This window comes from Bacteroides sp. OF03-11BH, from assembly GCF_003604005.1.
GTDB lineage: Bacteria > Bacteroidota > Bacteroidia > Bacteroidales > Bacteroidaceae > Bacteroides > Bacteroides ovatus.
Genome location: NZ_QTMW01000013.1, coordinates 1 through 23,625 on the forward strand (window position 1 = coordinate 1; position 23,625 = coordinate 23,625).

Here is a 23,625-nt window from a genome sequence, read left to right on the forward strand (position 1 = left end):
ATATAGTAAGGAAATTACAAACGAGAATATAGTAAAAAATATAATGCTTCTGCCCTGTCACCTTATAAAGTGACATTAGTCATTCTATAAGGTGACTATTGTCCCATTGTAATGGGACAACTACCCGAGTGCATAAAAGATAATAAATTCCTGCACTGAAAATCTTAAATCTATGCACTGAAAAACTTTAAATAATAGAGACATTACCTGCATAGAAATAGTGTATCTTACCTAATTTCATATTATATGCCTCACAATAACAAGGTAAAGTGCATTGTAGAAAATAGTTATGTGAAAAACTACATAGTTTATTAAAAAACACTATATTTGTACACAACTCTAAATGTTCTACTTATAAAATACGACTATCAATAAATTATTCAGATGAACCGCTTTATTAACTACTACAAGAAGATATTCTCACAAGAGTACATGGATCGCACCATTTCGGGAGGTATCAAGTCACAGCTCACCTTGCTACTCGTTACCATTGCTACGGTGCTGACTATCTTTTTTATTATCGCGATGCTCTTTTCCATCCAACTGCATGGACACGAGGAATGGGGAGAAAGACTTTGGGTGGTGTACAATAACTTTGTCGATCCCGGTAACCAAATAGAAGAGACTGCCTGGCCTAACAGGATATTAGTGGGACTTATCAGCATTTCGGGATCCGTTTTACTGGGCGGTGTGCTCATCTCTACCATCTCTAATATTATAGAGCGGCGTGTGGGGGTGGTATACACAGGGCGAATGACCTACCGTAATATAAAAAATCATTATGTGCTAATAGGATTCAATGAATTGTCTATCAATATGATACGCGAACTGTATGACGAATGTCCTTCAGCACGCATCTTGCTGATGAGCGGTATAGAGGCGGCGACAGTGCGCCATCGTATACAGTCGGCCCTACCCATCGAGATAGAGAGACAAGTGCTTGTTTACTTTGGCAACATTGAGTCGATTGAGGAACTCCAGCGGTTGAACATAGAGAGTGCTATTGAAGTGTATGTGTTGGGTGATGAAGAACGTTACGGGCGCGATGCTAAAAATATCGCTATTGTGCATTTGGTGAGTGCTCTGCGTGGTAAATGTTCTGATGGCAAGATGATGCCTGTGTATGTACAGTTCGACAGCATCCCTTCATATTCCAACATACAGAAAATGAATCTGCCGCCCGAAGTCTTTTGTATAGAAGGCAAGCCTAATATTTTCTTTCGCCCCTTTAATCTCCACGAAAACTTGGCCCGGCAGCTATGGAGCCTTTATGCAGCCGATTGTGAAAGGCGTTATGATTCGCTGGATTATCGTCCCATAAGCATAACGCAACAACCTGATGGAAGTTGGAGCGCTACCAGTCAAGACTATGTGCATTTGGTTATTGTGGGATTCAACCGAGTGGGACGCTCGTTGCTACTCGAAGCACTACGTATCTGCCATTATGCCAATTATGATGACCGCCTGCCTGCAGATGAACGTATACGTACCCGCATCACTTTAGTAGATCGCGAGATGGAGGCACAGGAAGACTACTTCAAAGCTCAATTTCCCTATATAGAGAATCAAATAGATGATATTGAGGTGGAATATTGCCATGACGACATTTGTAGTACCGCTATGCGTACCCGCCTGCAGCAGTGGGCACAAAATAAGCATTGTATGCTTACAGTGGCTATTTGTGTGCATGATCCCGATTTGAGCCTTTCATTAGGACTAAACTTGCCGCATGAAGTTTATCAATATCAGTGTCGTGTGCTTATCCGTCAGGAATTTAATAATGATTTGTCGTCAATGGTGGACGATGAGAAGGGACGTTATCGCTATGTCAAAGTGTTTGGCATGGTAGACAGGGGAATAAAGAAAAACATCTTACAAGACAAACTGGCTTTGTATGTGAACTACTTATACGATTGTTGTTATGCTGATGAAAGCCTCAAACAAAAAGAGGTATTGAAGAAAATGTATGAATCCTATGGCAACCACTCTGCCGACTTTATTTTGATGAACCACCAGGCGCAATATCTATGGAATAAATTAAGCGAGCCGCTGCGCTGGGCTAACCGCTATCAACTAGATGCCTATAGTGTATTTTGTCGCACACTGGGCTATGGCATCAGACGGAGTAACTGCTCACCGACACACATATCCAAATCTATGTTCAATGAAGAACTGCCAGCCCAAGTTTTGTATCTGTTAGTGCGCATGGAGAAGTACCGATGGAATGCCGAGCGTACGGTGGCCGGCTGGAAACGTGCTAAGGTGAAGGATAAGGTGTTTTTGCTACATCCTCTTATTATGCCTTTCAGCGAACTACTACAAAGGCATCCCGAGGAGGTAGAGAAGGATGCTGATGTTATTTATAATTTGCCCTACATATTGGCATTGGGAGGATATGAACTTTATAGATTGGCCGATCAATAGATCCATATAACATTCGTATATAACGGCACAACATTTAGATACATGAAAAACGTGAAAGTCTTTATTGCTTCGTCGGCAGAACTTGATGAAGATAAATTGCAGATGGACCTCTACTTTTCGCAGAAGAATAAGGGATATAGGAAACGTGCCATCTGCTTCGAACAGCGTACCTGGCGTGATTTTCCCAGCTACCTTTCTGAGGAGCATCTGCAGAATAGATACGATGATTACATTCGCCAATGTGATATTGTGATTTTTCTTTTCCATACTCGTTTGGGGCAATATACGCTACGCGAACTGCAAGTCGCTTTTGAACAAGTGAAAGCGAGTGGTGGTAAACGTCCAAAAATTTACATTTATGCTAAACGCGACGAGCATGGCGCGGCACTACTGGAGAAACTAAAACAATACAGTGAGCAAGAATATGGACACTTCTGTGATACTTATGCCGACTACAATGAGCTGTTTCATCACTTTGACTATCAGTTAACGCAACTGGAAAATGAAGGTTTCATACGTCCCAATCCTGTAGACTTACCGCGTACTAGACGTTTTGTACTGCTTTGTTTGCTGCCTGTGGTGATAGTGGCTTTCTTCTTGCTGGCCTATCAGTTATGGCAACCTGTGACGTTTAGGGTCGAACTGAAGGAGAATATATCTACCACACTGCCCTTTCGGGGAGCTACGCTCACACTGAAGTATGCCGATGTAGTGGAAACCCGTGAACTGGCTACGTTGCAAGAGGTGGTGGAATTTGAAGGCATCAACCGCAAGTATGCTTGGCTCGACGACTTCACGCTAAGTTTCAAAGCTAAGGGGTATATGCCTGTAGATACTACACTAAGTTACACCAATACTTGTTTTCTAAGCATCTGTCGTAATAATGATGCTGGTGTGCTACAAGGTGTTGTGACCGACGAAGAACGACAACCCGTGGCTGATGCTCGTGTACAAGTGCTGGGCTATTCTGCACAAACTGGGGCCGATGGCTCCTTCTTGATAGAGGTACCATTATCGCAGCAAGCCACTAGCTATCGTCTCACAGTGATGAAAGCAGGTTTCGAAATCTGGGATTATAATGGGGTAGCTCCGTCGCCTACCGAGCAGATGCGCATAGCCTTGCGCAAAAAATAGTATAACCTTCAAACAACAGTGTACTCATGAAAAAACTCCTACTTACAGTTGCGCTATGTGCAGCTACTTTTTGGGTTATACGTGCACAGAGCCAACGCGGCACTGTAATGATACAAAATTCTGGTAAAAAAGCCTTGCCGTAAGTAAATATAGTGATAGAGGGGGCTACACCCACTACCAGTGATGCGCGGGGCTGTTTTGAGGTACAACTACCCAATCATATAGAGGGACAGCGGCTACTTATACAACAGATAGCCTATCGTGACTGGGTGGTGGTTAATCAATATATGGTGAACCAATGGGTATATGCACCTACCAAAAACTATCGGGTAGATATGTGTGCTAAAGAGGAGTATACGGCTAGAGTTGAGCAATTCTACCAGATAGGTAAAACCAATGCGAAGGCTAAGTATACCAGTGCCATGGCTCAACTCAAACAACTCAAAGAGGAAGGTAAAGTGAATAGCGACCGCTATATGCAACGCCGGAAAGAGATACAAGCGGCTCTGAACACTGCACAAGAGATGTTAGACTGTTATGTACCTTTGCTGGTAGCTATCAATACAGACTATTTGGAACCTATAGAAAAACAGGCACAACAACTAGTGACGCAGGGAAAGCTGGATGAGGCTATCGGACTATACGAAGGATTACAATTGGAAAAAAGATTGGCTCATGACCTTGGCTTAAAGAAACAGTGGGATGAAGATATCGAAAGTATGATACCCACTGTTGAACGCTATGCACAAACATTGGTGTTACAAGGTGGTGAGGAGAGTTACCGGAAGGCAGGAGATTTATTCAAGAAGATAGCTGACAGTAGTCCCACACACATGGACCGTAATGCCGATTACGCAAACTTTGCTTATCATCAACGGAATTTTACAGATGCAGAGACTTACTACAAGAAAGCCATAGAGCACAGCAAAACACCTTATGATTTGGCTGATTGGTATACGAAACTAGGCCTTATCTATGATGATATGAACCGTTTGGATGAGAGTATCGGCTACTTTGACAAAGCACAACAATTGCTCGAAAAGTTACCGCGGAACATACTGGCTACAGCCGAACTTACTGTAAACCTTGATATCAACTTATCGACTGTACTCTTTAAAATGGTACGTAAGGGTACTCCCGAAACAAAATTGAAAGGTTGCCGAATAGCGCTCAATTCGCTCAAAGAGGCTGTGAAGATACTATTAGCTTTAGGTCCCACACAGGCACCAGACTACGAATCTAAGCTTATGGTCTGTTATCAAAACATGACTACTATCTATGGGGTGATGGGCGACAAGAAAGGGCTGGAACAAGCCCAGGCGGACATTGCTAAACTTAATATGACTGATGCTAAAGCTGATACGCAGGTAGAGTATTGGGTGGCGAAAGGAAACAATGCCAATTATAAAAAGAAATATGACGAGATGTTAGCTGCCTATCTGAAAGCTGATGAGATCATAGAGAAATTGTATCGTAACAATCCTTCTCAATATAAAATAGAGCGTATTACTATCTATCAGTTGTTAGCTGCTGCCTATTATGAGCTGGATCGCTATGTCGAAGCGGTGGATGCTGATGAAGAAGGCTTGGCTATTTTCAACACTCTCCCCGACGAGGAGCAGAGTACACAACGCGAACTTTATTATAACCTCTATTACAATCTCTATCAATGCTACTATTACACCCAACAGCATAATGAGGCATACGATGCTATCGAAAAGATTCATCCTTTCCTGAAGACCGAGGCGTCAGAATATGCTATAAATATATGGTTCACAGCGCTCAACGCCGCCTACAATTTGGGGCGTTATGAAATCTTGAAATATAGTGAAGAGATTATTGAGACCCTGAAAGCATGTCAGGACAACAAGGCTGTTTATTCGCAGGTCAATGCTTGTTATGCCTTTTTAGGAGCACTTTTTTTCAATACTGGGCATGTAGATACAGCTCTTTATTTTTATGATCTTAGTGATAAGTGTGCTACCCAGCACGGACATGTCCGTATGTTGGCTTATAATAAACTCAATCGTCTGTCGCTTAATCTCACAGGTCATCGGGCACAGGAAGTCGTAGCAGATGCTCCTGCCATAGAAACTGAATTGAAGAAAAGGGAGGGAGATAACGACAGTTTTGCACAGCTAAAGTATATTCAAATGATGGCCTATATGATGCTGGGGCAGTGGAACGAAGCTAATCGTATCTCTCAACTCATGAATCAGATGCCACCTCAAGATGCTGCTGTCGGACGTGCCCGTGCGCTATTGGCCCAGGCTGTGCTATGTATACACACTAAACAGGAGGCAAAGCCCTATTTTGATCGTTTCATGACCGAGGCAGAGGATGCGCGCCGCTCCAGTCTCTTCATGTACCACGAACTGATGGCAGACTACTATTTTGTATGCCTCTACTATGCTATGCAGAATAAACAATACAAACAGGCTTCAGAGATTACTGCCAAATTAGCTGATGTTATGAATAATTTGACCGAGGAATCTCCTATTCGAGGCGTTTATATGCAAATACAGTTCCTGAACAAATGCGGAGATTTGGCTTACTTCACTCACCACTATCAGAAGGCTCTCGATATATATGAAAGTACTATCTCTTTATTTTATGAATATCATGCAAACTCAAAAGTGCAATGTTATACCTATATGTATGACTGGGTGTCGACATTACTGCTAGATAATGATTTTTATAAAGCAGAGCAAACCATGCGACAGATGGGAACAGCCCGTCAGGGGATCATTCAGCAGGCCTTCATACTAGCACTTCATGTTTTACATACCGATGTCCAAGCGGGTAAAGAACTGGTGGCTCATCTCAAAACTCGTAAGTTGTATAAAAGTGAAGAGTTTTATGCTCCGGTTTTATTGCTTTACAGTAAACAGATGAAGGATCGCATAGGTCAAGACTATCAACCTACACTAAATCTACTCATTCAGTTGTTGTCATGAGAAAATATTTGTTGTCATCAGTTTTTTGTGGGCTATGTGTTCTTGGTATTCAGGCTCAAGTTACACTCAAAGGAGTGGCTGTGAAAATGAACTCTGATTTTACTCCTGTAGCAGGAGTAGAGGTTGTTGTACAAGGTGGTGTGCCTACTCTCACTGATGGCGCGGGTACTTTTATACTGAAACTACCTCACATGGAATCGGGCGACCTTCTTTTTGATATCCGTATCAGCAAACAGGGTATGGAGATCGTTAATCTCAAAGAGGTAGAGCAATGGGTGGCAAGTGGAGATATACTCTATAAAGTAGTACTCTGTCCGAAAGGGTATATTGAGCAGAGCAGGCGCAAATTCTACAACATAGGCAAGAGTTACTATCAGCGGGAGTATGAACGCAAATTGCAGGAACTCCGTGTGACACGTGAGTTGCAGCAGGCAGATATTGCTACTTTTGAACAAGAGATGTCACAACTCAGTCAGGAGTATGATAAGCGTATGAAGTTGCTGGATTACTATGCCGATAAGTTTGCACGTATCAACAAGGACGAGCTGTCGGCCATGGAGCGACAAGCTATGGCATTGGTAGAGAAGGGAGACATTGATGGTGCTATACACATCTATGAAGCATCGGGTATTGTGGAACAATTTAGTAACAAAATGGCGCAACGTGATTCATTGCAACAGTCATTGCAAACTACCCGTAGGCTCATTAAACAGCAGTTGGAGTGGTATGAAAAAGAGGGAGGCAGTGTATCTCAAGAAAAAGCGATTCAGCTTAAGCAGGCGTTACAACAACTAGAGGAAAAGTACAAACTAATGAATAGAAAATGAAGTAAGCACTATACAAAGATTGTGTACTTTTAATCTGGCAGTGACACTACCAGCCGTAATCCATAATCAATATCCCATCGTTGCGGGTTAACTCCGTAGCGGCTGGTGACTTTACAATATTTCTCGAAGGTATAATAACTACCTCCACGCAACACTTTATGCGTATCTTTTTCGCTTATAACCGGAGCGATGTTTCCGGTAAAAGGAACCTTTCTGTCATACCAGTCCATACACCATTCATATACGTTTCCACTCATGTCATAAAGTCCCAGTTCGTTGGGCTTCTTCGTTCCTGTTTCTTTGGATACGTAAGTATTGTAATATTTTTCTCTAAACCAGGCGGCAACCTGTTCTGCATTATTGCTGCCGGCATAGATGAAATTCTTGGTTTTTAGTCCCCCACGTGCTGCATATTCCCATTCTGCTTCGAAGGGGAGACGGAAGGGTAGACCGCTTAATTGAGAAAGTTTTTGGGTAAATCGTTGAGCGTTGAACCAATTGACTTGGTCTACCGGATAGTTACGTCTGTGTTGGTTAGAAGGATTTTCTCCCATAATGACATACCATTCATCCTGACTAACTTCATATCGGTTGATGAAAAAAGAGGCTACATCCACGGGATAGTTGTTGTTGTCTCCGAGATTGGCTGTACCACCTTCCACATAAACCATATTCCATAGTATATAGCGTATAACCTCTTTTTGTTCTTTATTTATTGTTGGCGACCAGTGCAAGGCTTTTTCCAATTTGGAGGGGAGAGTGTCAATAATACTTGCTTCTCTTCGACATTTATCGTAGTATCGTTGCCACACTTGTTGTTCTTGCGCTCTGCTTGATAATGCGATTCCTTGTAATAGAAAGCAAATGATTATAGTTTGTTTGGTGTACTCTTTTATCATGATAATTGTATGTTTATTTATTGGACGAACTAAAGTAGTAATGACTGCAATAGTAACACTTAAATTTATTTAATATTTTTCGCTAAGAAGTGATCTCTGTGATGGTAACCCTCATACGTTGAAAACCCAAAATTTCTTCCTGCATTGAATAAATGCCTTTTTTTCATTAAAATCCTCTTTCTTTTAGGCAATAATCGTGGCGCGTTTGTTATTTATAAATAAGAAGATCAATTATTTAAATAGAATGAACATGAAGAAAAAATTAGCAGGAGTTGCATTGGTGTTGGCTGTCGTCTCTTTGATGAGTATACAGCCTGTAGAAGCATGTACGCGTGCAGTGTATATAGGCCCTGACCAGATGGTGGTAACAGGACGTACAATGGACTGGAAGGAAGATATCATGACGAATATCTATGTATTTCCGCGTGGCATCCAACGTATGGGACATAACAAAGAGAAAACTGTGAACTGGACTTCCAAATATGGAAGTGTGATTGCTACAGGATATGATATAGGTACTTGTGACGGAATGAACGAGAAAGGATTAGTGGCTAGCCTGCTTTTCTTGCCGGAATCCATTTACTCTCTTCCCGGCGATACCCGTCCGGCAATGGGCATCAGCATTTGGACACAGTATGTGCTTGATAACTTTGCCACGGTACGCGAAGCGGTGGATGAATTGAAAAAGGAGACTTTCCGCATTGATGCTCCCCGTATGCCGAATGGAGGACCGGAGTCTACCTTACATCTGGCCATAACCGATGAAACAGGCAATACGGCTGTATTGGAATATCTGGATGGGAAATTAAGTATTCACGAAGGAAAAGAATACCGGGTGATGACAAATTCTCCTCGATATGAACAGCAGTTGGCCATTAATGATTACTGGAAAGAAATCGGTGGCTTACAGATGTTACCCGGAACCAATCGGGCAAGCGACCGTTTTGTACGGGCTTCATTCTACATTCATGCCATTCCCCAAATTGCGGATGCAAAGATTGCAGTTCCCAGCGTGTTGAGTGTGATGCGTAATGTTTCCGTGCCATTTGGTATTAATACACCGGAGAAGCCTTATATATCTTCTACCCGTTGGCGTTCCGTATCCGATCAGAAGAATAAGGTATATTATTTCGAATCTACCCTGACTCCGAATTTGTTTTGGCTGGATTTGAAGAAAATTGATTTTAGTCCGAAAGCCGGCATTAAGAAACTGTCTCTGACAAAGGGCGAAATTTATGCAGGTGATGCAGTGAAGGATTTAAAAGACAGCCAATCATTTACCTTCCTTTTCGAGACTCCGGTCATGTAATTTGTCAGTGTGATAGATATATAAAAGAGTGGTGGACAAATGCTTGTAATCAAGCTTGTCCACCACTTTTTTATATGTATCGTTTATAACTTGATTGTTATTTATCCGCTTTATCGTCTGGCATATTCCTGATGAAACTCTATGACTGCCTCTATCCCTTTCCGGAAGATATCCAATGAGCAGTTCTCGTTCGGAGAATGGATCGCATTCGATTCGAGTCCAAATCCCATCAATACGGTTTTGATTCCCAATACCTGTTCGAAAGTAGAGATGATGGGAATACTTCCGCCACGGCGTACCGCCAACGGCTTTTTCCCGAAAGCGATCTCGAAACCTTTCTCTGCTGCCTGATAGGCAGGAAGTGAAATCGGGCACACATATCCTTGTCCCCCGTGCATGGGAGTCACTTTCACTTGTACTGTATCAGGAGTGATACTAAGAATATAATCTGCGAACATTTGCGAAATCTTATGGTGATCCTGATGCGGTACTAACCGGCAAGATACTTTAGCATAAGCCTTTGAAGGCAGTACGGTTTTAGAACCTTCTCCTGTATATCCGCCCCAAATACCACATACGTCAAAAGACGGACGGCAACTGTTACGTTCCAATGTGCTATATCCTTTTTCTCCGAAAAGCTCTTTTACACCGATTGCTTCTTTGTATTTCTTTTCGTCAAAAGGAATATAGGCTATCATTTCCCGTTCGGTTTGCGGCACTTCTTCCACATCATCGTAGAATCCGGGAACAGTGATACGTCCGTCGGCATCCGTTACTTTGCTAATAATCTGGCAAAGCGCGTTGATCGGATTGGCTACCGCACCCCCGAAATGTCCGGAATGCAAGTCACGATTCGGTCCCGTCACTTCTATTTCCCAATAAGCCAGCCCGCGCAGACCAGTAGTCAATGAGGGCAGTTCAGCTCCTAGCATACTCGTATCCGACACCAGAATAACGTCTGCTTTCAGCAATTCTTTATGTTCTTCGCAGAAAGCTTCCAGACTGGGTGAACCTATTTCTTCTTCACCCTCGAAGATGAACTTCACATTATTCTTCAGTAATCCGTTTTTGACGAGATATTCAAATGCTTTCACCTGAATGAACGATTGTCCTTTGTCATCATCCGCTCCACGTGCCCAGATATGTCCGTCACGTATTTCCGGTTCAAACGGTTCGCTTTTCCAGAGTTCCAATGGTTCGGCCGGCATCACATCGTAATGAGCGTAGATTAATACAGTCTTTGCATCCGGGTTCACGATCTTTTGAGCGAAAACAACCGGATTGCCCTGTGAGGGCATTACCAATGCTTCGTCCACACCTGCTTCCAATAACAGTTGTGCCCAGCGTTCCGCACAAGCCAGCATATCGTCGTGGTGCTCCGGCAGAGCACTGATACTGGGAATGCGAATAAGGCTGAACAAGTCATCCATCATCTTTGGTTCGTGTGCCGCTATGTATTTCTGAATCTCGTTCATTAGAGTTGCGTCGTTTTATCCAGTAAGTAATAATCGAGTATAGTCATGGCGGCCATTGCTTCTACGATAGGTACGGCACGAGGTAATACACAAGCGTCATGACGTCCGCGTGCTTTCAGAGTGGTGTCGACGCCATCAATGTTGACAGTTTCCTGTTCCATCAGCAGCGTGGCAATCGGTTTGAACACTACACGGAAATAAATATCCTGACCATTACTCAATCCCCCCTGAATACCTCCGGAGTGATTGGTATGCGTCTCGATCCGTCCGTTATTGTTATAGAAAACATCGTTCTGTTCGGAACCTTTCATTTTCAAACCCTTGAATCCTTCACCGTATTCGAATGCTTTGGCAGCGTTGATGCTTAACATGGCGTTACCCAGGGCAGCATGAAGTTTACCGAAAACAGGTTGTCCCAATCCGATGGGGCATCCCTTAATGACACAGGTCAGTGTACCTCCGATGGTATCGCCTTCACCTTTTACCTTATATATAAGGTCTGCCATTTCTTTTGCTTTTTCAGGGTCCGGACAACGTACATCGTTGGTTTCTATCAGGTCGAAATTATAGTCCGAGTAAGTACCCTCAAGCTTGATAGGACCTACCTGTGAGGTATAGGCAGTGATATTGACTCCCAGTTGGCGGAGTGCCAGCTTAGCCAATGCACCGGCTACAACGCGCGAAATCGTTTCGCGTGCAGAGGAACGTCCGCCGCCGCGATGGTCACGGATTCCATACTTCACCGTGTATGTGTAATCAGCGTGTGAAGGACGATATACATTTTTCAGATTGTTGTAGTCATTGGGGTGTTGGTTTTCATTCCAAACGATAAAACCGATAGGACACCCGGTTGATTTCCCCTCAAAAATACCTGAAAGAAACTCTACTTTATCAGCTTCTTTGCGTGGGGTGGTAAGGATTGATTGTCCCGGACGACGGCGATTTAGTTCTTGTTGTACAAATTCTTCGTCGATGGTAATTCCTGATGGGAATCCGTCAATCACTCCTCCAATTCCTTTTCCATGAGACTCACCGAAACTTGTGAGTCGAAAGATATTGCCAAATGAATTAAACATAGTTGTGGCTTTTTTAAAATTACTATATGCAAATATAACAAAGTTTTCGGTAAGAAAGTTGCGAACTCGAAATAACTTCGAAAAAGGAAGCATATTGAACCTTTTTTCTTCTTTTTAGTTTATAAAGGACGAATTTATTGTAATAACTAAACCAAAGACGTATGAAAAAGAATCTATTGTATTTATGGGCATTGGTATGTTCTCTTACTCTCTTTGCTGCTTGTAGCAGTGATGACGACGATAGTGATAACAAGAATAATGAGAATCCTCCCGAAGAGGAAGCTGTGATAACGGCTCCGGATGTAATCGGAACGTATTGGGGAAATCTGGATATATCCATGATACCGGATGGCTCCGATCAGGAAATTGTCATCGGCGACGGAATAGAGAAGTTTATCACGCTTTCGCAGGTCAGCAATACGGAAGTGAAGATTGAACTGAAGGATTTTGAATTGTTCATCAACCAGCAGATATTAAAATTTGGAGATATTGTCATTGATAAATGTGAAGTGAAAAAGGGGGAAGGTATGTCTACATTCACCGGACAGCAAGATCTTACATTTGAAGGAGATGCTGCCTCTTTGGGTAATTGTCCTGTAACAGTTACGGGAACTGTAGAAGGTGGAAATGCAGACATGACTATTAATGTGAAAGTGCCTGTATTGCAACAGACGGTGAAAGTAACCTACTCCGGAGTGAAGCAGGTGGCAGAGCCTAGTGGGACTTAAAAAGCATACCCGAAACCTATATTCAAGTAGATGGGGTACATGGCAAAAGTGACTGTATTAAAATCGTTTTTAAATATATCATTCAATCCCCAGGTAAGATCGGCATACACATTGAGGTGCTTGAAGGCTCGCCATCCGGCTCCTATCTGTAATCCCCACTGGAAATGTCTCAAGTCGTCCGAGAAATCGTATGTTGCAATTTTACCGTCGGTAAACTCAACCTTCGGACCGGTGGGATTATCTTCCCGCAAATATCCTTCGTATACGTGACCTGAAAATTCTCTTGAAAGTAGATAGGAGAAATAAGGCCCGGCTTTGATGTTCCACCGGTTGGTTAGTTTGTAGGTAGCCATTAGAGGTATTGTCAGTCCGGCAGTATGTACTTTGGTTTTTACTCCGCCTGTCCATACTCCGCTGATTCTTTCACCTCCCTGCCCGAGAATCTCCATATTGTAATTCTTCACGGTGGCTTCGGTAGTCATTGCTTTGTTTTCAAGTCGCAATCCGACTATAATTCCGAGCTTGTTCTGAACGGCAATCCATTTGGTCACTTCACCTCCTATACTGATAGCTAATGTCGGGTTATATCCGTCAATGGAACGGATTTCCACCGGAAGAGGAAGCGGGGCTGTGCCGCCAATGCTGAAACCTGCTTTTATCTCATATTCCAGTCCGTGAAGGGCGGAACGGATCAGTGTTTCATTTCGATCAACCTGTGCATAGCCGGGGAGGGCTATTCCTATACAGGTTAGTAAACTGAATATATACGGATAGATTTTCATCGTTTTTGTTGTTATAAAGTTATTTAGTTCCACTAATCTTCCGAGTGATAGATTAACTCGGCCTCGTCAATGAGCAACGTACTTCCGATTGCTCCGTTAAAATGATCTCCTTCCAGACTTGAGGTGAACACTATGGCTATATTGTATTTTCCATCCATTAGCTTTTCCTTATCTATGAATTTGCCGGGGAGAGTGGTGAAAGGAAGCTTAAAGTAAGTCCATTCGTTCGTTTCTTTGGCATTATTAATCCGTGCTGTTGAAATCAGGTTTGGGCTGGTAAATGCGTTCGTTCCGTCAAGGGTTGGAACAGATTCGCTGGTTTCGTACATGATGGCATATATGTCACAGATATCCCGTTTCCCATTTACAGGTTTGCCTCCTTCTGTAAACTGATCTCCCGCTTTGTACTTATAATAGCCAGCCAGATAAGTAGGTACATGCCGGAAAGGAAGACCGAATTTAGTTGCTTTAAGCGGATTACTCATTGCATTGCTTACATCAAAGGAACCGATAAACAGATTTCCTGCCGCGATAGGCATTCCTGCTATTTGTCCAAAGAATCCGGTACTGCGTGTCACTAAAGAAAGGCATTTGCCGGCTTTTCCGTCCGTTATTTGGAAAGTGGGATAGTCATCAGCAGTTTTGGCTACGCCGGTCATGGCATAGCCCGCATTTCCGCTGGCCCATTCCATAACGACTTTACCTCCTTCGCGTTCTACAAATATGTAGTACTTCTTTCCGCCAAGCGTATCTTCGAAATTATAGTTCGTGGCAAGTTCCGTGTCGATAACGGATATGATATACGTTTTCTTCCAAACACCATCGGCAGCTGTAACAGTATATTCTTGTGGAGTATTGAAATTTCGTTCCGTACCGCTAAGAGGATTAATTGTAGCTCCCGGAGTCAATGTAAATTCAGGTGTAAGTTCTGAAATATCAGTTCCCGGACCGACGAAGATAGTGATGGAATTATTGTTAATAATAGGACTGGTTGTCATGGCTACTCCTGGTAGTGCGCAACTTAATATGTCTGCTTCTGCATTGAGAGCTTCTTCGCGGATACATGAAGAGGAAACAATAGCCAGTAGCAAATAGAGAATCACGTGTTTTGCTTTCATTTTTCTATCAATTCTTTCTGTTAAAGTTTGGTGTATGGGAGATTTTATAACAATATGAGATTTTATTTGTTCATTATAGAATGTTGGAAAAGAAAGATTTTCCTATTTTTGTGGAACCAAAACTTATAAGTCCATGACTGAATCAGAAAGAAGGCAAATTATAGAGTTGATTAAGAAAGAAGTCATTCCGGCTATTGGATGTACGGAACCTATCGCAGTAGCGCTTTGTGTAGCTAAAGCTGCTGAAACGTTGGGAGTGAAACCGGAAAAGATAGACGTCTTGTTAAGTGCTAATATACTAAAGAATGCCATGGGAGTCGGAATCCCGGGAACGGGTATGGTAGGCCTTCCCATAGCTGTGGCTTTAGGTGCGTTGATTGGCAAATCAGACTATCAGTTGGAGGTGTTGAGGGACTGTACGCCGGAAGCAGTGGAACAGGGGAAACGGTTCATTGCAGAAAAACGGATTTGTATTTCTCTGAAAGAAGATATTACGGAAAAGCTTTATATCGAAGTGATTTGTAAAGCGGGAGATAAAACAGCTAAAGCTATCATTGCCGGTGGGCATACTACCTTTATATATATAGCCAAAGATGAACAGACATTGTTCGACAAGCAACATACAGTCAGCGAGGAAGAGGAAGATGCTTCGCTCGAATTAAACTTGCGTAAAGTCTATGACTTTGCACTGACTGCTCCGTTGGATGAGATTCGTTTCATTCTTGATACAGCCCGTTTGAATAAAGCTGCTGCCGAGCAAGCCTTTAAAGGTAACTACGGACATTCTTTAGGCAAAATGCTTCGGGGAACTTACGAACATAAAGTGATGGGTGACAGCGTATTTTCTCATATTCTTTCTTATACATCAGCTGCTTGCGACGCCCGGATGGCGGGTGCAATGATTCCTGTCATGAGTAATTCTGGCAGTGGTAATCAGGGGATATCCGCTACACTCCCTGTCGTTGTCTTTGCCGAAGAGAACGGAAAGAGCGAAGAAGAACTTATCCGTGCTTTAATGTTAAGCCATCTCACTGTTATATATATCAAACAAAGTTTAGGACGTCTGTCAGCTTTGTGTGGCTGCGTGGTAGCTGCTACCGGATCCAGTTGTGGAATCACCTGGTTGATGGGGGGAAACTACAATCAGGTTGCCTTCGCCGTTCAAAACATGATTGCTAATCTGACAGGAATGATTTGTGACGGTGCAAAACCGAGTTGTGCATTGAAAGTAACTACCGGAGTTTCGACAGCCGTATTATCTGCAATGATGGCAATGGAAGACCGTTGTGTGACTTCCGTAGAGGGAATTATCGACGAAGATGTAGATCAAAGTATCCGCAACCTGACAAGGATCGGCTCGCAAGCCATGAACGAAACGGATAAAATGGTGCTTGACATCATGACGCATAAAGGATGCTGATTTCAAGTATTAAGTATCAGGTATTAAGTATTAGCTCAAATAACGGCATAAAAAAAGTATTAAGTATTAAGGCCCGGCTGTGTCCGCACGGAATTAATACTTAATACTTTATAATTTAATACTTTATTTAGTGACAGTGTCCGCCTTCGCAACCGCAGTCGTCGCCACAGCCATCACCGCAGCTGTCGCATCCGCAACCACAGCCATCACCACCACTCATCATTTTCACAAGTTCCTGAATTTCTTCGTTCGTAGCAGGACGGCTTTCCAGTATTTCACCTTCAAAGATCAGGTCGGCACCAGCCAACGGATGGTTGAGGTCAACTACTACAATATCCGGTTTGATTTCTACTACGCTGGCATTTACGCGTTGACCGTCACCAGTCATCAAAGGTACGATGTTACCTTCTTTAATACGTTCGCTGTCAAATTTGCCATCTATTTCAAATATATTTTTGGGGAGGTCAATGACGTGTTGTTCGTCATATTGTCCGTAAGCCTTATCTGCCGGAATGGTAAAGTCAAATTTATCACCTTTAGAAAGAGCAGTTATTTGATTTTCGAAGTCTTCGAGTGTTGTTCCTAATCCTGAAATGAATTGAAAGGGATGTTCTGCTTTTGCTTCTTCGAACAACTCTTTTTCACCATCTTCCATTGTATATAGTTTGTATGCAACGGTAATGTACTTGTTTTCTACTGTTTCCATCTGATATTTTTTGTTTCTGATTAATAATTCCCGGTAATCCGGGGCGACAAAGATACGAATTATTTGCTTGTCCTCCGGTATAGGGAGGGTAAATTTCAGATTATTAAGTGCTTTTGTCAGAAAAAGAAGGTGGAGTGTGCACTTAGATAATAGTTGTAAATTCAACCTTTAAGTGATAAAATAGAGAAATAATACCTCTCTTTTCTTACAATTATTCGCTTTTAAGTGATTTTTTTCTTCGATTTGTTTGGATATAATAAAAAAGCCCTTACCTTTGCAGCACGAAAATAAAGAAAAGAAGATATGAATATGTTACATACATCTATTAACCTAGCAGTCCTGCATATTATTCGCGTCGTGGTGGTCCCATCAAGAGCGTGAGAAAGGTTTTTGTGTTGTATGTGTTCGTACCATAAAAGATAGAATTTAGAGCCTTTCTCACTTGTGTGAGGAAGGCTCTTTAATTAAAAGATAGATTGAAATGAAAAAGCAATTACGCAGTTCGTTTAGTACACAAGGCCGTCGGATGGCGGGAGCCCGTGCGTTATGGGCAGCCAACGGCATGAAGAAGAACCAGATGGGTAAACCCATTATCGCTATCGTCAATTCGTTCACACAGTTTGTTCCGGGACATGTGCATCTGCATGAAATCGGTCAGCTGGTGAAGGCGGAGATTGAGAAGCTGGGATGCTTCGCTGCGGAATTCAATACAATAGCTATTGACGACGGTATAGCAATGGGACATGATGGTATGCTTTACTCGCTTCCTTCACGTGACATCATTGCAGACAGTGTAGAATATATGGTTAATGCGCACAAGGCAGATGCAATGGTATGTATCAGCAATTGCGATAAGATTACTCCCGGAATGTTGATGGCGGCTATGCGTTTGAATATTCCTGCCGTATTTGTATCGGGCGGTCCGATGGAAGCCGGAGAATGGAATGGTCAGCACCTGGATTTGATCGACGCGATGATTAAATCGGCTGATGAAAGTGTCAGCGATCAGGAAGTAGCGAATATCGAGCAAAATGCTTGTCCTACTTGCGGATGTTGTTCCGGTATGTTTACCGCCAATTCAATGAACTGCCTGAATGAAGCAATCGGACTGGCTCTTCCCGGAAACGGAACCATCGTAGCTACACACGAGAATCGTACGCAGCTTTTCAAAGATGCAGCAGAACTGATCGTAAAAAATGCAAAGTTATATTATGAAGAAGGAGACGAAAGTGTGCTTCCTCGTAGCATTGCTACCCGTCAGGCTTTCTTGAATGCCATGACGCTGGATATAGCAATGGGTGGTTCTACTAATACAGTTCTTCACCTGTTGGCTATTGCTCATGAAGCAGAGGTAGATTTCAAGATGGATGATATCGATATGCTTTCCCGCAAGGCTCCTTGTCTCTGCAAGGTGGCTCCCAATACACAGAAATATCATATTCAGGATGTAAACCGTGCCGGTGGTATTATTGCTATCATGGATGAACTGGCAAAAGGCGGTCTGATAGATACATCTGTTCGACGGGTAGACGGAATGTCATTGGCGGAAGCTATTAATGAATATTCAATCACCAGCCCGAATGTAAGCGAAAAGGCAATTAAAAAATATTCGAGTGCAGCCGGAAATAGATTCAATCTCGTACTTGGTTCACAGGGCATGTACTATAAGGAACTGGATAAAGACCGTGCAAACGGATGTATCCGTGATTTGGAACATGCTTATAGCAAAGACGGTGGATTGGCCGTATTGAAAGGCAACATTGCCCAAGACGGTTGTGTGGTAAAAACAGCAGGTGTAGACGAAAGTATCTGGAAGTTTACCGGACCTGCCAAAGTATTTGATTCGCAAGAAGCAGCCTGTGAAGGCATCCTCGGAGGCCGAGTCGTCAGTGGCGATGTAGTCGTCATTACGCACGAAGGTCCGAAGGGTGGTCCCGGTATGCAGGAAATGCTTTATCCTACCTCTTATATCAAATCTCGTCATCTCGGAAAAGAATGTGCTTTGATTACCGACGGACGTTTCAGCGGTGGAACTTCCGGATTGAGTATCGGACATATTTCTCCTGAAGCGGCAGCTGGAGGCAATATCGGAAAAATTGTAGACGGAGACATTATCGAAATCGATATTCCGGCCCGGAAGATTAACGTGCGACTGACGGATGAAGAACTGGCGGCCCGTCCGATGACTCCTGTCACTCGTGACCGTTATGTACCGAAGAGCCTGAAGGCGTATGCCAGCATGGTAAGCTCTGCCGATAAGGGAGCAGTGAGAATTATATAATATAGTTGGTGATAGTTGATAGGTAATAGTTAGCTGCGCAGCACTTAGCGCAATGATTGTAAACCATTCATTTTCAACTGTCATTTCTCAACTATCATTTATCATTTATCAACTATCAACTAATATGAAAGATTTAATAACAGGTGCAGAGGCTTTGATGCGCTCCTTGGAACATCAGGGAGTGACTACCATCTTTGGTTACCCCGGTGGTTCTATTATGCCGGTATTCGATGCCTTGTACGATCATCAAAATATATTGAACCATATCTTGGTTCGTCACGAGCAGGGAGCCGCCCATGCCGCACAAGGTTATGCCCGTGTATCGGGTGATGTAGGTGTTTGCCTGGTGACGAGCGGTCCCGGAGCAACCAATACGGTAACAGGCATTGCGGATGCGATGATCGATAGTACGCCTATCGTGGTGATTGCCGGACAGGTAGGAACAGGCTTTCTTGGGACCGATGCTTTTCAGGAAGTTGACTTGGTAGGTATTACCCAGCCAATCACTAAATGGAGTTATCAGATTCGCCGTGCGGAAGATGTAGCCTGGGCGGTAGCACGTGCGTTTTACATTGCCCGTAGTGGTCGTCCGGGGCCGGTGGTACTGGACTTTGCCAAAAATGCGCAAGTGGAGAAAACGAAATACGAACCAACGAAAGTCGATTTTATCCGTAGTTATGTTCCTGTTCCCGATACGGACGAGGAGACTGTACAGGCTGCTGCCGAACTGATTAATAACGCTGAACGTCCGCTTGTATTGGTTGGACAAGGTGTTGAACTGGGAAATGCACAGAGCGAATTGCGCGAGTTTATCGAAAAAGCGGATATGCCTGCGGGTTGTACGCTGCTCGGACTTTCGGCTTTGCCGACAGAACATCCGTTGAATAAAGGTATGTTGGGTATGCATGGCAATCTGGGACCGAATATCAATACCAATAAATGCGATGTGCTGATTGCTGTCGGTATGCGTTTTGACGACCGTGTGACCGGTAATTTGGCTACTTATGCCAAACAGGCAAAAGTGATTCATTTTGATATCGATCCTGCGGAAGTTAATAAGAATGTAAAGGTAGATGTAGCTGTATTGGGAGATTGCAAGGAAACACTGGCTTCTGTGACGAAGCTCCTGAAAAAGAACACTCATACCGAATGGATTGATAGCTTCAAAGAATATGAGAAAGTAGAGGAGGAAAAAGTAATCCGTCCTGAACTTCATCCTGCCACAAACTCTTTGAGTATGGGAGAAGTGGTACGTGCGGTAAGCAATGCCACTCAACATGAAGCAGTTTTGGTAACAGATGTAGGTCAAAATCAGATGATATCTGCACGTTACTTCAAATATACGAAAGAACGCAGTATCATCACTTCCGGAGGACTTGGAACTATGGGCTTCGGTCTTCCCGCAGCTATCGGGGCAACTTTTGGAGCACCGGAACGTACCGTATGCGTATTTATGGGAGATGGTGGACTGCAAATGAATATTCAGGAGTTGGGTACGATTATGGAGCAGAAAGCTCCGGTGAAAATTATCTGCCTGAATAATAATTACCTCGGAAACGTACGCCAGTGGCAAGCTATGTTCTTCAATCGCCGCTATTCGTTTACTCCGATGTTGAATCCGGATTATATGAAGGTTGCTTCGGCTTATGATATTCCTTCCAAACGTGCTTTCACCCGTGAAGAACTGAAAGAAGCTATTGCAGAAATGCTGGCGACAGATGGTCCGTTCCTGCTCGAAGCGTGCGTAGTGGAAGAAGGCAATGTTTTGCCAATGACTCCTCCGGGTGGTTCGGTCAATCAGATGCTGTTGGAATGCTAGGAGAAGTTGAATATTGAGAATGGAAGATTGAAAGTTCGCAATTAAAATTTAGGATTATGAGTGACAAGACATTATATACGATAATAGTTCATTCCGAAAATATAGCCGGATTGCTGAATCAGGTAACTGCTGTATTTACTCGTCGGCAAATCAACATCGAGAGTCTGAATGTATCTGCTTCTTCTATTAAAGGTGTACACAAGTATACGATTACAGCTTTGACGGATAAGGACACCATTGAGAAGGTAGTGAAACAGATCGAAAAGAAGATCGATGTGATTCAGGCACATTATTTTACCGAGGATGAAATATACTTCCATGAGATTGCACTATATAAGGTATCTACTCCTGCTTTTCAGGAAACTCCGGAAGCATCCAAGTTGATCCGCAGATACAATGCCCGTGTAGTTGAAGTTAATCCGGTATTTTCTATTGTCGAGAAAAATGGTATGAGCGAAGATATAACCTCACTCTACGGTGAACTGAAGGCTTTAAATTGTGTTTTGCAGTTTGTTCGGTCGGGACGCGTAGCGATTACTACCAGTTGCTTTGAACGGGTGAACGAGTTTCTCGATGGACGGGAAGCCATGTATAACCAGAGTAAAAACCAACAAGAATAATGAGTGAAGAAAATAAAATAGGAACTTATCAGTTTGTGGCAGAACCGTTCCATGTTGACTTTAACGGACGTCTGACTATGGGCGTACTGGGAAATCATTTGTTGAATTGTGCCGGTTTTCACGCAAGTGACCGTGGCTTTGGTATTGCAACACTGAACGAGGATAATTACACTTGGGTACTTTCGCGTCTGGCCATTGAGTTGGATGAAATGCCTTATCAATATGAGGATTTTTCAGTTCAAACATGGGTGGAAAATGTTTACCGCTTGTTTACTGACCGTAACTTCGCTATTATTGATAAGGATGGGAAAAAGATTGGTTATGCGCGTTCCGTATGGGCGATGATTAATCTCAATACCCGCAAACCGGCCGATTTACTGACCTTGCACGGAGGAAGTATCGTAGATTATGTCTGTGACGAACCTTGTCCTATTGAAAAGCCTTCACGTATTAAAGTGACAAGCGACCAGCCAATGGCTACCCTGACGGCAAAATACAGTGATATTGATATTAACGGTCATGTGAACAGCATCCGTTACATCGAGCATATCCTTGATTTGTTCCCGATAGAGCTATACAAGACCAAACGTATCCGCCGTTTCGAGATGGCGTACGTAGCCGAAAGTTATTTTGGTGATGAGCTCTCTTTCTTCTGCGATGAAGTGAATGCAAACGAGTTTCACGTAGAAGTAAAGAAGAATGGCAGCGAAGTTGTTTGCCGTTCGAAAGTGATATTTGAATAAATGTGAGAATACAAAATTAATTAATAACGGATGACGTAAGTCATCAAAAACTAAAAACAAAAAGAAAATGGCACAGTTGAATTTTGGAGGTACTACTGAAACTGTAGTAATCCGTGACGAATTTCCATTGGAAAAAGCTCGTGAAGTATTGAAAAATGAAACAATTGCTGTAATCGGTTATGGCGTACAGGGACCTGGACAGGCACTGAACTTGCGTGATAACGGTTTCAATGTAATCGTTGGTCAACGTGAAGGAAAAACATACGATAAAGCAGTAGCAGACGGATGGGTTCCGGGCGAAACTTTGTTCGGCATTGAAGAAGCTTGCGAGAAAGGTACTATCGTAATGTGCTTGTTGTCTGACGCAGCAGTAATGTCTGTATGGCCTACTATCAAGCCTTACCTGACTGCCGGAAAAGCTCTTTATTTCTCACATGGTTTTGCTATCACTTGGAACGACCGTACAGGTGTAGTTCCTCCTACTGATATCGACGTTATCATGGTTGCTCCTAAAGGTTCGGGTACCTCTTTGCGTACAATGTTCCTCGAAGGACGTGGCTTGAACTCTTCTTATGCTATCTATCAGGATGCTACAGGCAAAGCAATGGATAGAACCATCGCACTGGGTATCGGTATTGGTTCCGGTTATCTGTTCGAAACAACTTTCCAACGTGAAGCTACTTCTGACTTGACAGGTGAACGCGGTTCATTGATGGGCGCTATCCAAGGTTTGTTGCTGGCACAGTACGAAGTATTGCGTGAAAACGGTCATACTCCTTCTGAAGCATTCAATGAAACAGTGGAAGAACTGACACAGTCATTGATGCCGTTGTTTGCAAAGAACGGTATGGACTGGATGTACGCTAACTGTTCTACTACTGCTCAACGTGGTGCTCTTGATTGGATGGGCCCTTTCCACGACGCTATCAAACCGGTAGTTGAAAAGTTGTATCATAGCGTCAAGACTGGTAACGAAGCACAGATTTCTATCGATAGTAATTCACAACCTGATTATCGTGAAAAATTGAATGAAGAGCTCCGTCAACTACGTGAAAGCGAAATGTGGCAGACTGCTGTAACTGTTCGTAAACTTCGTCCGGAAAATAATTAAACTGGATAAATTATACAAGTTTCTAAAAGGGAGAGGGCTGTTTGCTTTCTCTCTTTTTTTTGTTAAAAAGAGATTTAGAAATGAACAAATGAGGCTTGCCGAAATTTTTTTTCAAAAATATATTGATTATATGGACAAAAAATGCAAGTTTATGTTTATCTTTGCGTCATCAGATAAAATAAACGAGAAGTATGAA

18 protein-coding genes are annotated in these 23,625 nt (G+C 42.9%); 12 read left to right on the top strand and 6 right to left on the bottom strand.

Translation table 11 applies throughout. The annotated features are described in order from the left end of the window. The first annotated feature begins 384 nt into the window (after positions 1-384). The 4 genes from DXA54_RS11760 (at position 385) to DXA54_RS11775 (ending at position 7,342) form a co-directional block, all read left to right on the top strand. Complete coding sequence (locus DXA54_RS11760) at positions 385-2,424, top strand: hypothetical protein (RefSeq protein ID WP_120079540.1); 2,040 nt, start codon at positions 385-387, stop codon at positions 2,422-2,424. A 42-nt stretch (positions 2,425-2,466) separates the two neighbouring features. Continuing rightward, positions 2,467-3,558: a carboxypeptidase regulatory-like domain-containing protein gene (locus DXA54_RS11765; RefSeq protein WP_008650264.1), complete on the top strand. Its 1,092-nt coding sequence runs from the start codon at positions 2,467-2,469 to the stop codon at positions 3,556-3,558. Positions 3,559-3,710: 152 nt separating this feature from the next. Continuing rightward, positions 3,711-6,515, top strand: coding sequence for a tetratricopeptide repeat protein (locus tag DXA54_RS11770; RefSeq protein ID WP_243647654.1), 2,805 nt, complete (start codon positions 3,711-3,713; stop codon positions 6,513-6,515). Then, on the top strand, positions 6,512-7,342 hold the full coding sequence (locus DXA54_RS11775) for a hypothetical protein (RefSeq protein WP_004321866.1): 831 nt from the start codon (positions 6,512-6,514) through the stop codon (positions 7,340-7,342). Before DXA54_RS11770 ends, DXA54_RS11775 begins: the two co-directional genes overlap by 4 nt. Before the next feature lie 29 nt (positions 7,343-7,371). Here the strand turns inward: DXA54_RS11775 and DXA54_RS11780 are convergent, their stop codons facing one another. After that, positions 7,372-8,241, bottom strand: a complete 870-nt coding sequence (locus DXA54_RS11780; RefSeq protein WP_008650266.1) for a formylglycine-generating enzyme family protein — start codon at positions 8,239-8,241, stop codon at positions 7,372-7,374. Between the two features lie 250 nt (positions 8,242-8,491). Between DXA54_RS11780 and DXA54_RS11785 the strand changes: the two genes are divergently transcribed. Continuing rightward, entirely contained in the window at positions 8,492-9,550 is a 1,059-nt protein-coding gene (locus DXA54_RS11785) for a linear amide C-N hydrolase (protein WP_008650267.1), read from the top strand. Positions 9,551-9,660: 110 nt separating this feature from the next. On the opposite strand, the gene DXA54_RS11790 is transcribed toward DXA54_RS11785, so the two are convergent. Continuing rightward, entirely contained in the window at positions 9,661-11,025 is a 1,365-nt protein-coding gene (locus DXA54_RS11790) for a dipeptidase (protein ID WP_008650268.1), read from the bottom strand. Then, entirely contained in the window at positions 11,025-12,101 is a 1,077-nt protein-coding gene (gene aroC / locus DXA54_RS11795; protein ID WP_004306728.1) for a chorismate synthase, read from the bottom strand. Before aroC ends, DXA54_RS11790 begins: the two co-directional genes overlap by 1 nt. 161 nt (positions 12,102-12,262) lie before the next feature. On the opposite strand from aroC, the gene DXA54_RS11800 reads away from it, so the two are divergent. Then, on the top strand, positions 12,263-12,829 hold the full coding sequence (locus tag DXA54_RS11800) for a calycin-like domain-containing protein (protein WP_004306730.1): 567 nt from the start codon (positions 12,263-12,265) through the stop codon (positions 12,827-12,829). Here the strand turns inward: DXA54_RS11800 and DXA54_RS11805 are convergent. Together DXA54_RS11805 and DXA54_RS11810 are read right to left on the bottom strand one after the other, a co-directional pair. Next, positions 12,826-13,611, bottom strand: coding sequence for a porin family protein (locus DXA54_RS11805; RefSeq protein ID WP_004306732.1), 786 nt, complete (start codon positions 13,609-13,611; stop codon positions 12,826-12,828). The genes DXA54_RS11800 and DXA54_RS11805 overlap by 4 nt on opposite strands. A 32-nt stretch (positions 13,612-13,643) precedes the next feature. Further along, positions 13,644-14,729 carry a PCMD domain-containing protein gene (locus DXA54_RS11810; RefSeq protein ID WP_008650270.1) on the bottom strand — a complete coding sequence of 362 codons (1,086 nt, stop codon included), beginning with the start codon at positions 14,727-14,729 and terminating at the stop codon, positions 13,644-13,646. Between the two features lie 133 nt (positions 14,730-14,862). On the opposite strand from DXA54_RS11810, the gene DXA54_RS11815 reads away from it, so the two are divergent. Next, entirely contained in the window at positions 14,863-16,149 is a 1,287-nt protein-coding gene (locus DXA54_RS11815) for a serine dehydratase subunit alpha family protein (RefSeq protein WP_008650272.1), read from the top strand. A 127-nt stretch (positions 16,150-16,276) separates the two neighbouring features. Here DXA54_RS11815 and DXA54_RS11820 read toward each other — a convergent pair whose 3' ends face one another. After that, positions 16,277-16,855 (bottom strand): peptidylprolyl isomerase, encoded by a 579-nt coding sequence (locus tag DXA54_RS11820; protein WP_004306740.1) that lies wholly within the window; start codon positions 16,853-16,855, stop codon positions 16,277-16,279. Between the two features lie 481 nt (positions 16,856-17,336). Here DXA54_RS11820 and ilvD point away from each other — a divergent pair, with 481 nt between their 5' ends. From ilvD to ilvC, 5 genes are all read left to right on the top strand, one after another. Continuing rightward, complete coding sequence (gene ilvD / locus DXA54_RS11825) at positions 17,337-19,136, top strand: dihydroxy-acid dehydratase (RefSeq protein ID WP_008650273.1); 1,800 nt, start codon at positions 17,337-17,339, stop codon at positions 19,134-19,136. Between the two features lie 124 nt (positions 19,137-19,260). Next, complete coding sequence (gene ilvB, locus DXA54_RS11830; protein ID WP_008650274.1) at positions 19,261-20,955, top strand: biosynthetic-type acetolactate synthase large subunit; 1,695 nt, start codon at positions 19,261-19,263, stop codon at positions 20,953-20,955. 56 nt (positions 20,956-21,011) lie between these two features. Beyond that, entirely contained in the window at positions 21,012-21,575 is a 564-nt protein-coding gene (gene ilvN, locus DXA54_RS11835; protein ID WP_008650275.1) for an acetolactate synthase small subunit, read from the top strand. Continuing rightward, positions 21,575-22,318, top strand: coding sequence for an acyl-[acyl-carrier-protein] thioesterase (locus tag DXA54_RS11840; protein WP_008650277.1), 744 nt, complete (start codon positions 21,575-21,577; stop codon positions 22,316-22,318). Before ilvN ends, DXA54_RS11840 begins: the two co-directional genes overlap by 1 nt. A 67-nt stretch (positions 22,319-22,385) precedes the next feature. Then, positions 22,386-23,429 (top strand): ketol-acid reductoisomerase, encoded by a 1,044-nt coding sequence (ilvC, locus tag DXA54_RS11845; RefSeq protein ID WP_008650279.1) that lies wholly within the window; start codon positions 22,386-22,388, stop codon positions 23,427-23,429. Positions 23,430-23,625: the final 196 nt, after the last annotated feature.

Bases quoted from the DNA above. Each gene is read 5' to 3' on its own strand.
- DXA54_RS11760 (WP_120079540.1), top strand. From the start codon at position 385: ATGAACCGCTTTATTAACTACTACAAGAAGATATTCTCACAAGAGTAC.
- DXA54_RS11765 (WP_008650264.1), top strand. From the start codon at position 2,467: ATGAAAAACGTGAAAGTCTTTATTGCTTCGTCGGCAGAACTTGATGAA.
- DXA54_RS11775 (WP_004321866.1), top strand. From the start codon at position 6,512: ATGAGAAAATATTTGTTGTCATCAGTTTTTTGTGGGCTATGTGTTCTT.
- DXA54_RS11780 (WP_008650266.1), bottom strand. From the start codon at position 8,241: ATGATAAAAGAGTACACCAAACAAACTATAATCATTTGCTTTCTATTA.
- DXA54_RS11785 (WP_008650267.1), top strand. From the start codon at position 8,492: ATGAAGAAAAAATTAGCAGGAGTTGCATTGGTGTTGGCTGTCGTCTCT.
- DXA54_RS11790 (WP_008650268.1), bottom strand. From the start codon at position 11,025: ATGAACGAGATTCAGAAATACATAGCGGCACACGAACCAAAGATGATG.
- aroC (WP_004306728.1), bottom strand. From the start codon at position 12,101: ATGTTTAATTCATTTGGCAATATCTTTCGACTCACAAGTTTCGGTGAG.
- DXA54_RS11800 (WP_004306730.1), top strand. From the start codon at position 12,263: ATGAAAAAGAATCTATTGTATTTATGGGCATTGGTATGTTCTCTTACT.
- DXA54_RS11805 (WP_004306732.1), bottom strand. From the start codon at position 13,611: ATGAAAATCTATCCGTATATATTCAGTTTACTAACCTGTATAGGAATA.
- DXA54_RS11810 (WP_008650270.1), bottom strand. From the start codon at position 14,729: ATGAAAGCAAAACACGTGATTCTCTATTTGCTACTGGCTATTGTTTCC.
- DXA54_RS11815 (WP_008650272.1), top strand. From the start codon at position 14,863: ATGACTGAATCAGAAAGAAGGCAAATTATAGAGTTGATTAAGAAAGAA.
- DXA54_RS11820 (WP_004306740.1), bottom strand. From the start codon at position 16,855: ATGGAAACAGTAGAAAACAAGTACATTACCGTTGCATACAAACTATAT.
- ilvD (WP_008650273.1), top strand. From the start codon at position 17,337: ATGAAAAAGCAATTACGCAGTTCGTTTAGTACACAAGGCCGTCGGATG.
- ilvB (WP_008650274.1), top strand. From the start codon at position 19,261: ATGAAAGATTTAATAACAGGTGCAGAGGCTTTGATGCGCTCCTTGGAA.
- ilvN (WP_008650275.1), top strand. From the start codon at position 21,012: ATGAGTGACAAGACATTATATACGATAATAGTTCATTCCGAAAATATA.
- DXA54_RS11840 (WP_008650277.1), top strand. From the start codon at position 21,575: ATGAGTGAAGAAAATAAAATAGGAACTTATCAGTTTGTGGCAGAACCG.
- ilvC (WP_008650279.1), top strand. From the start codon at position 22,386: ATGGCACAGTTGAATTTTGGAGGTACTACTGAAACTGTAGTAATCCGT.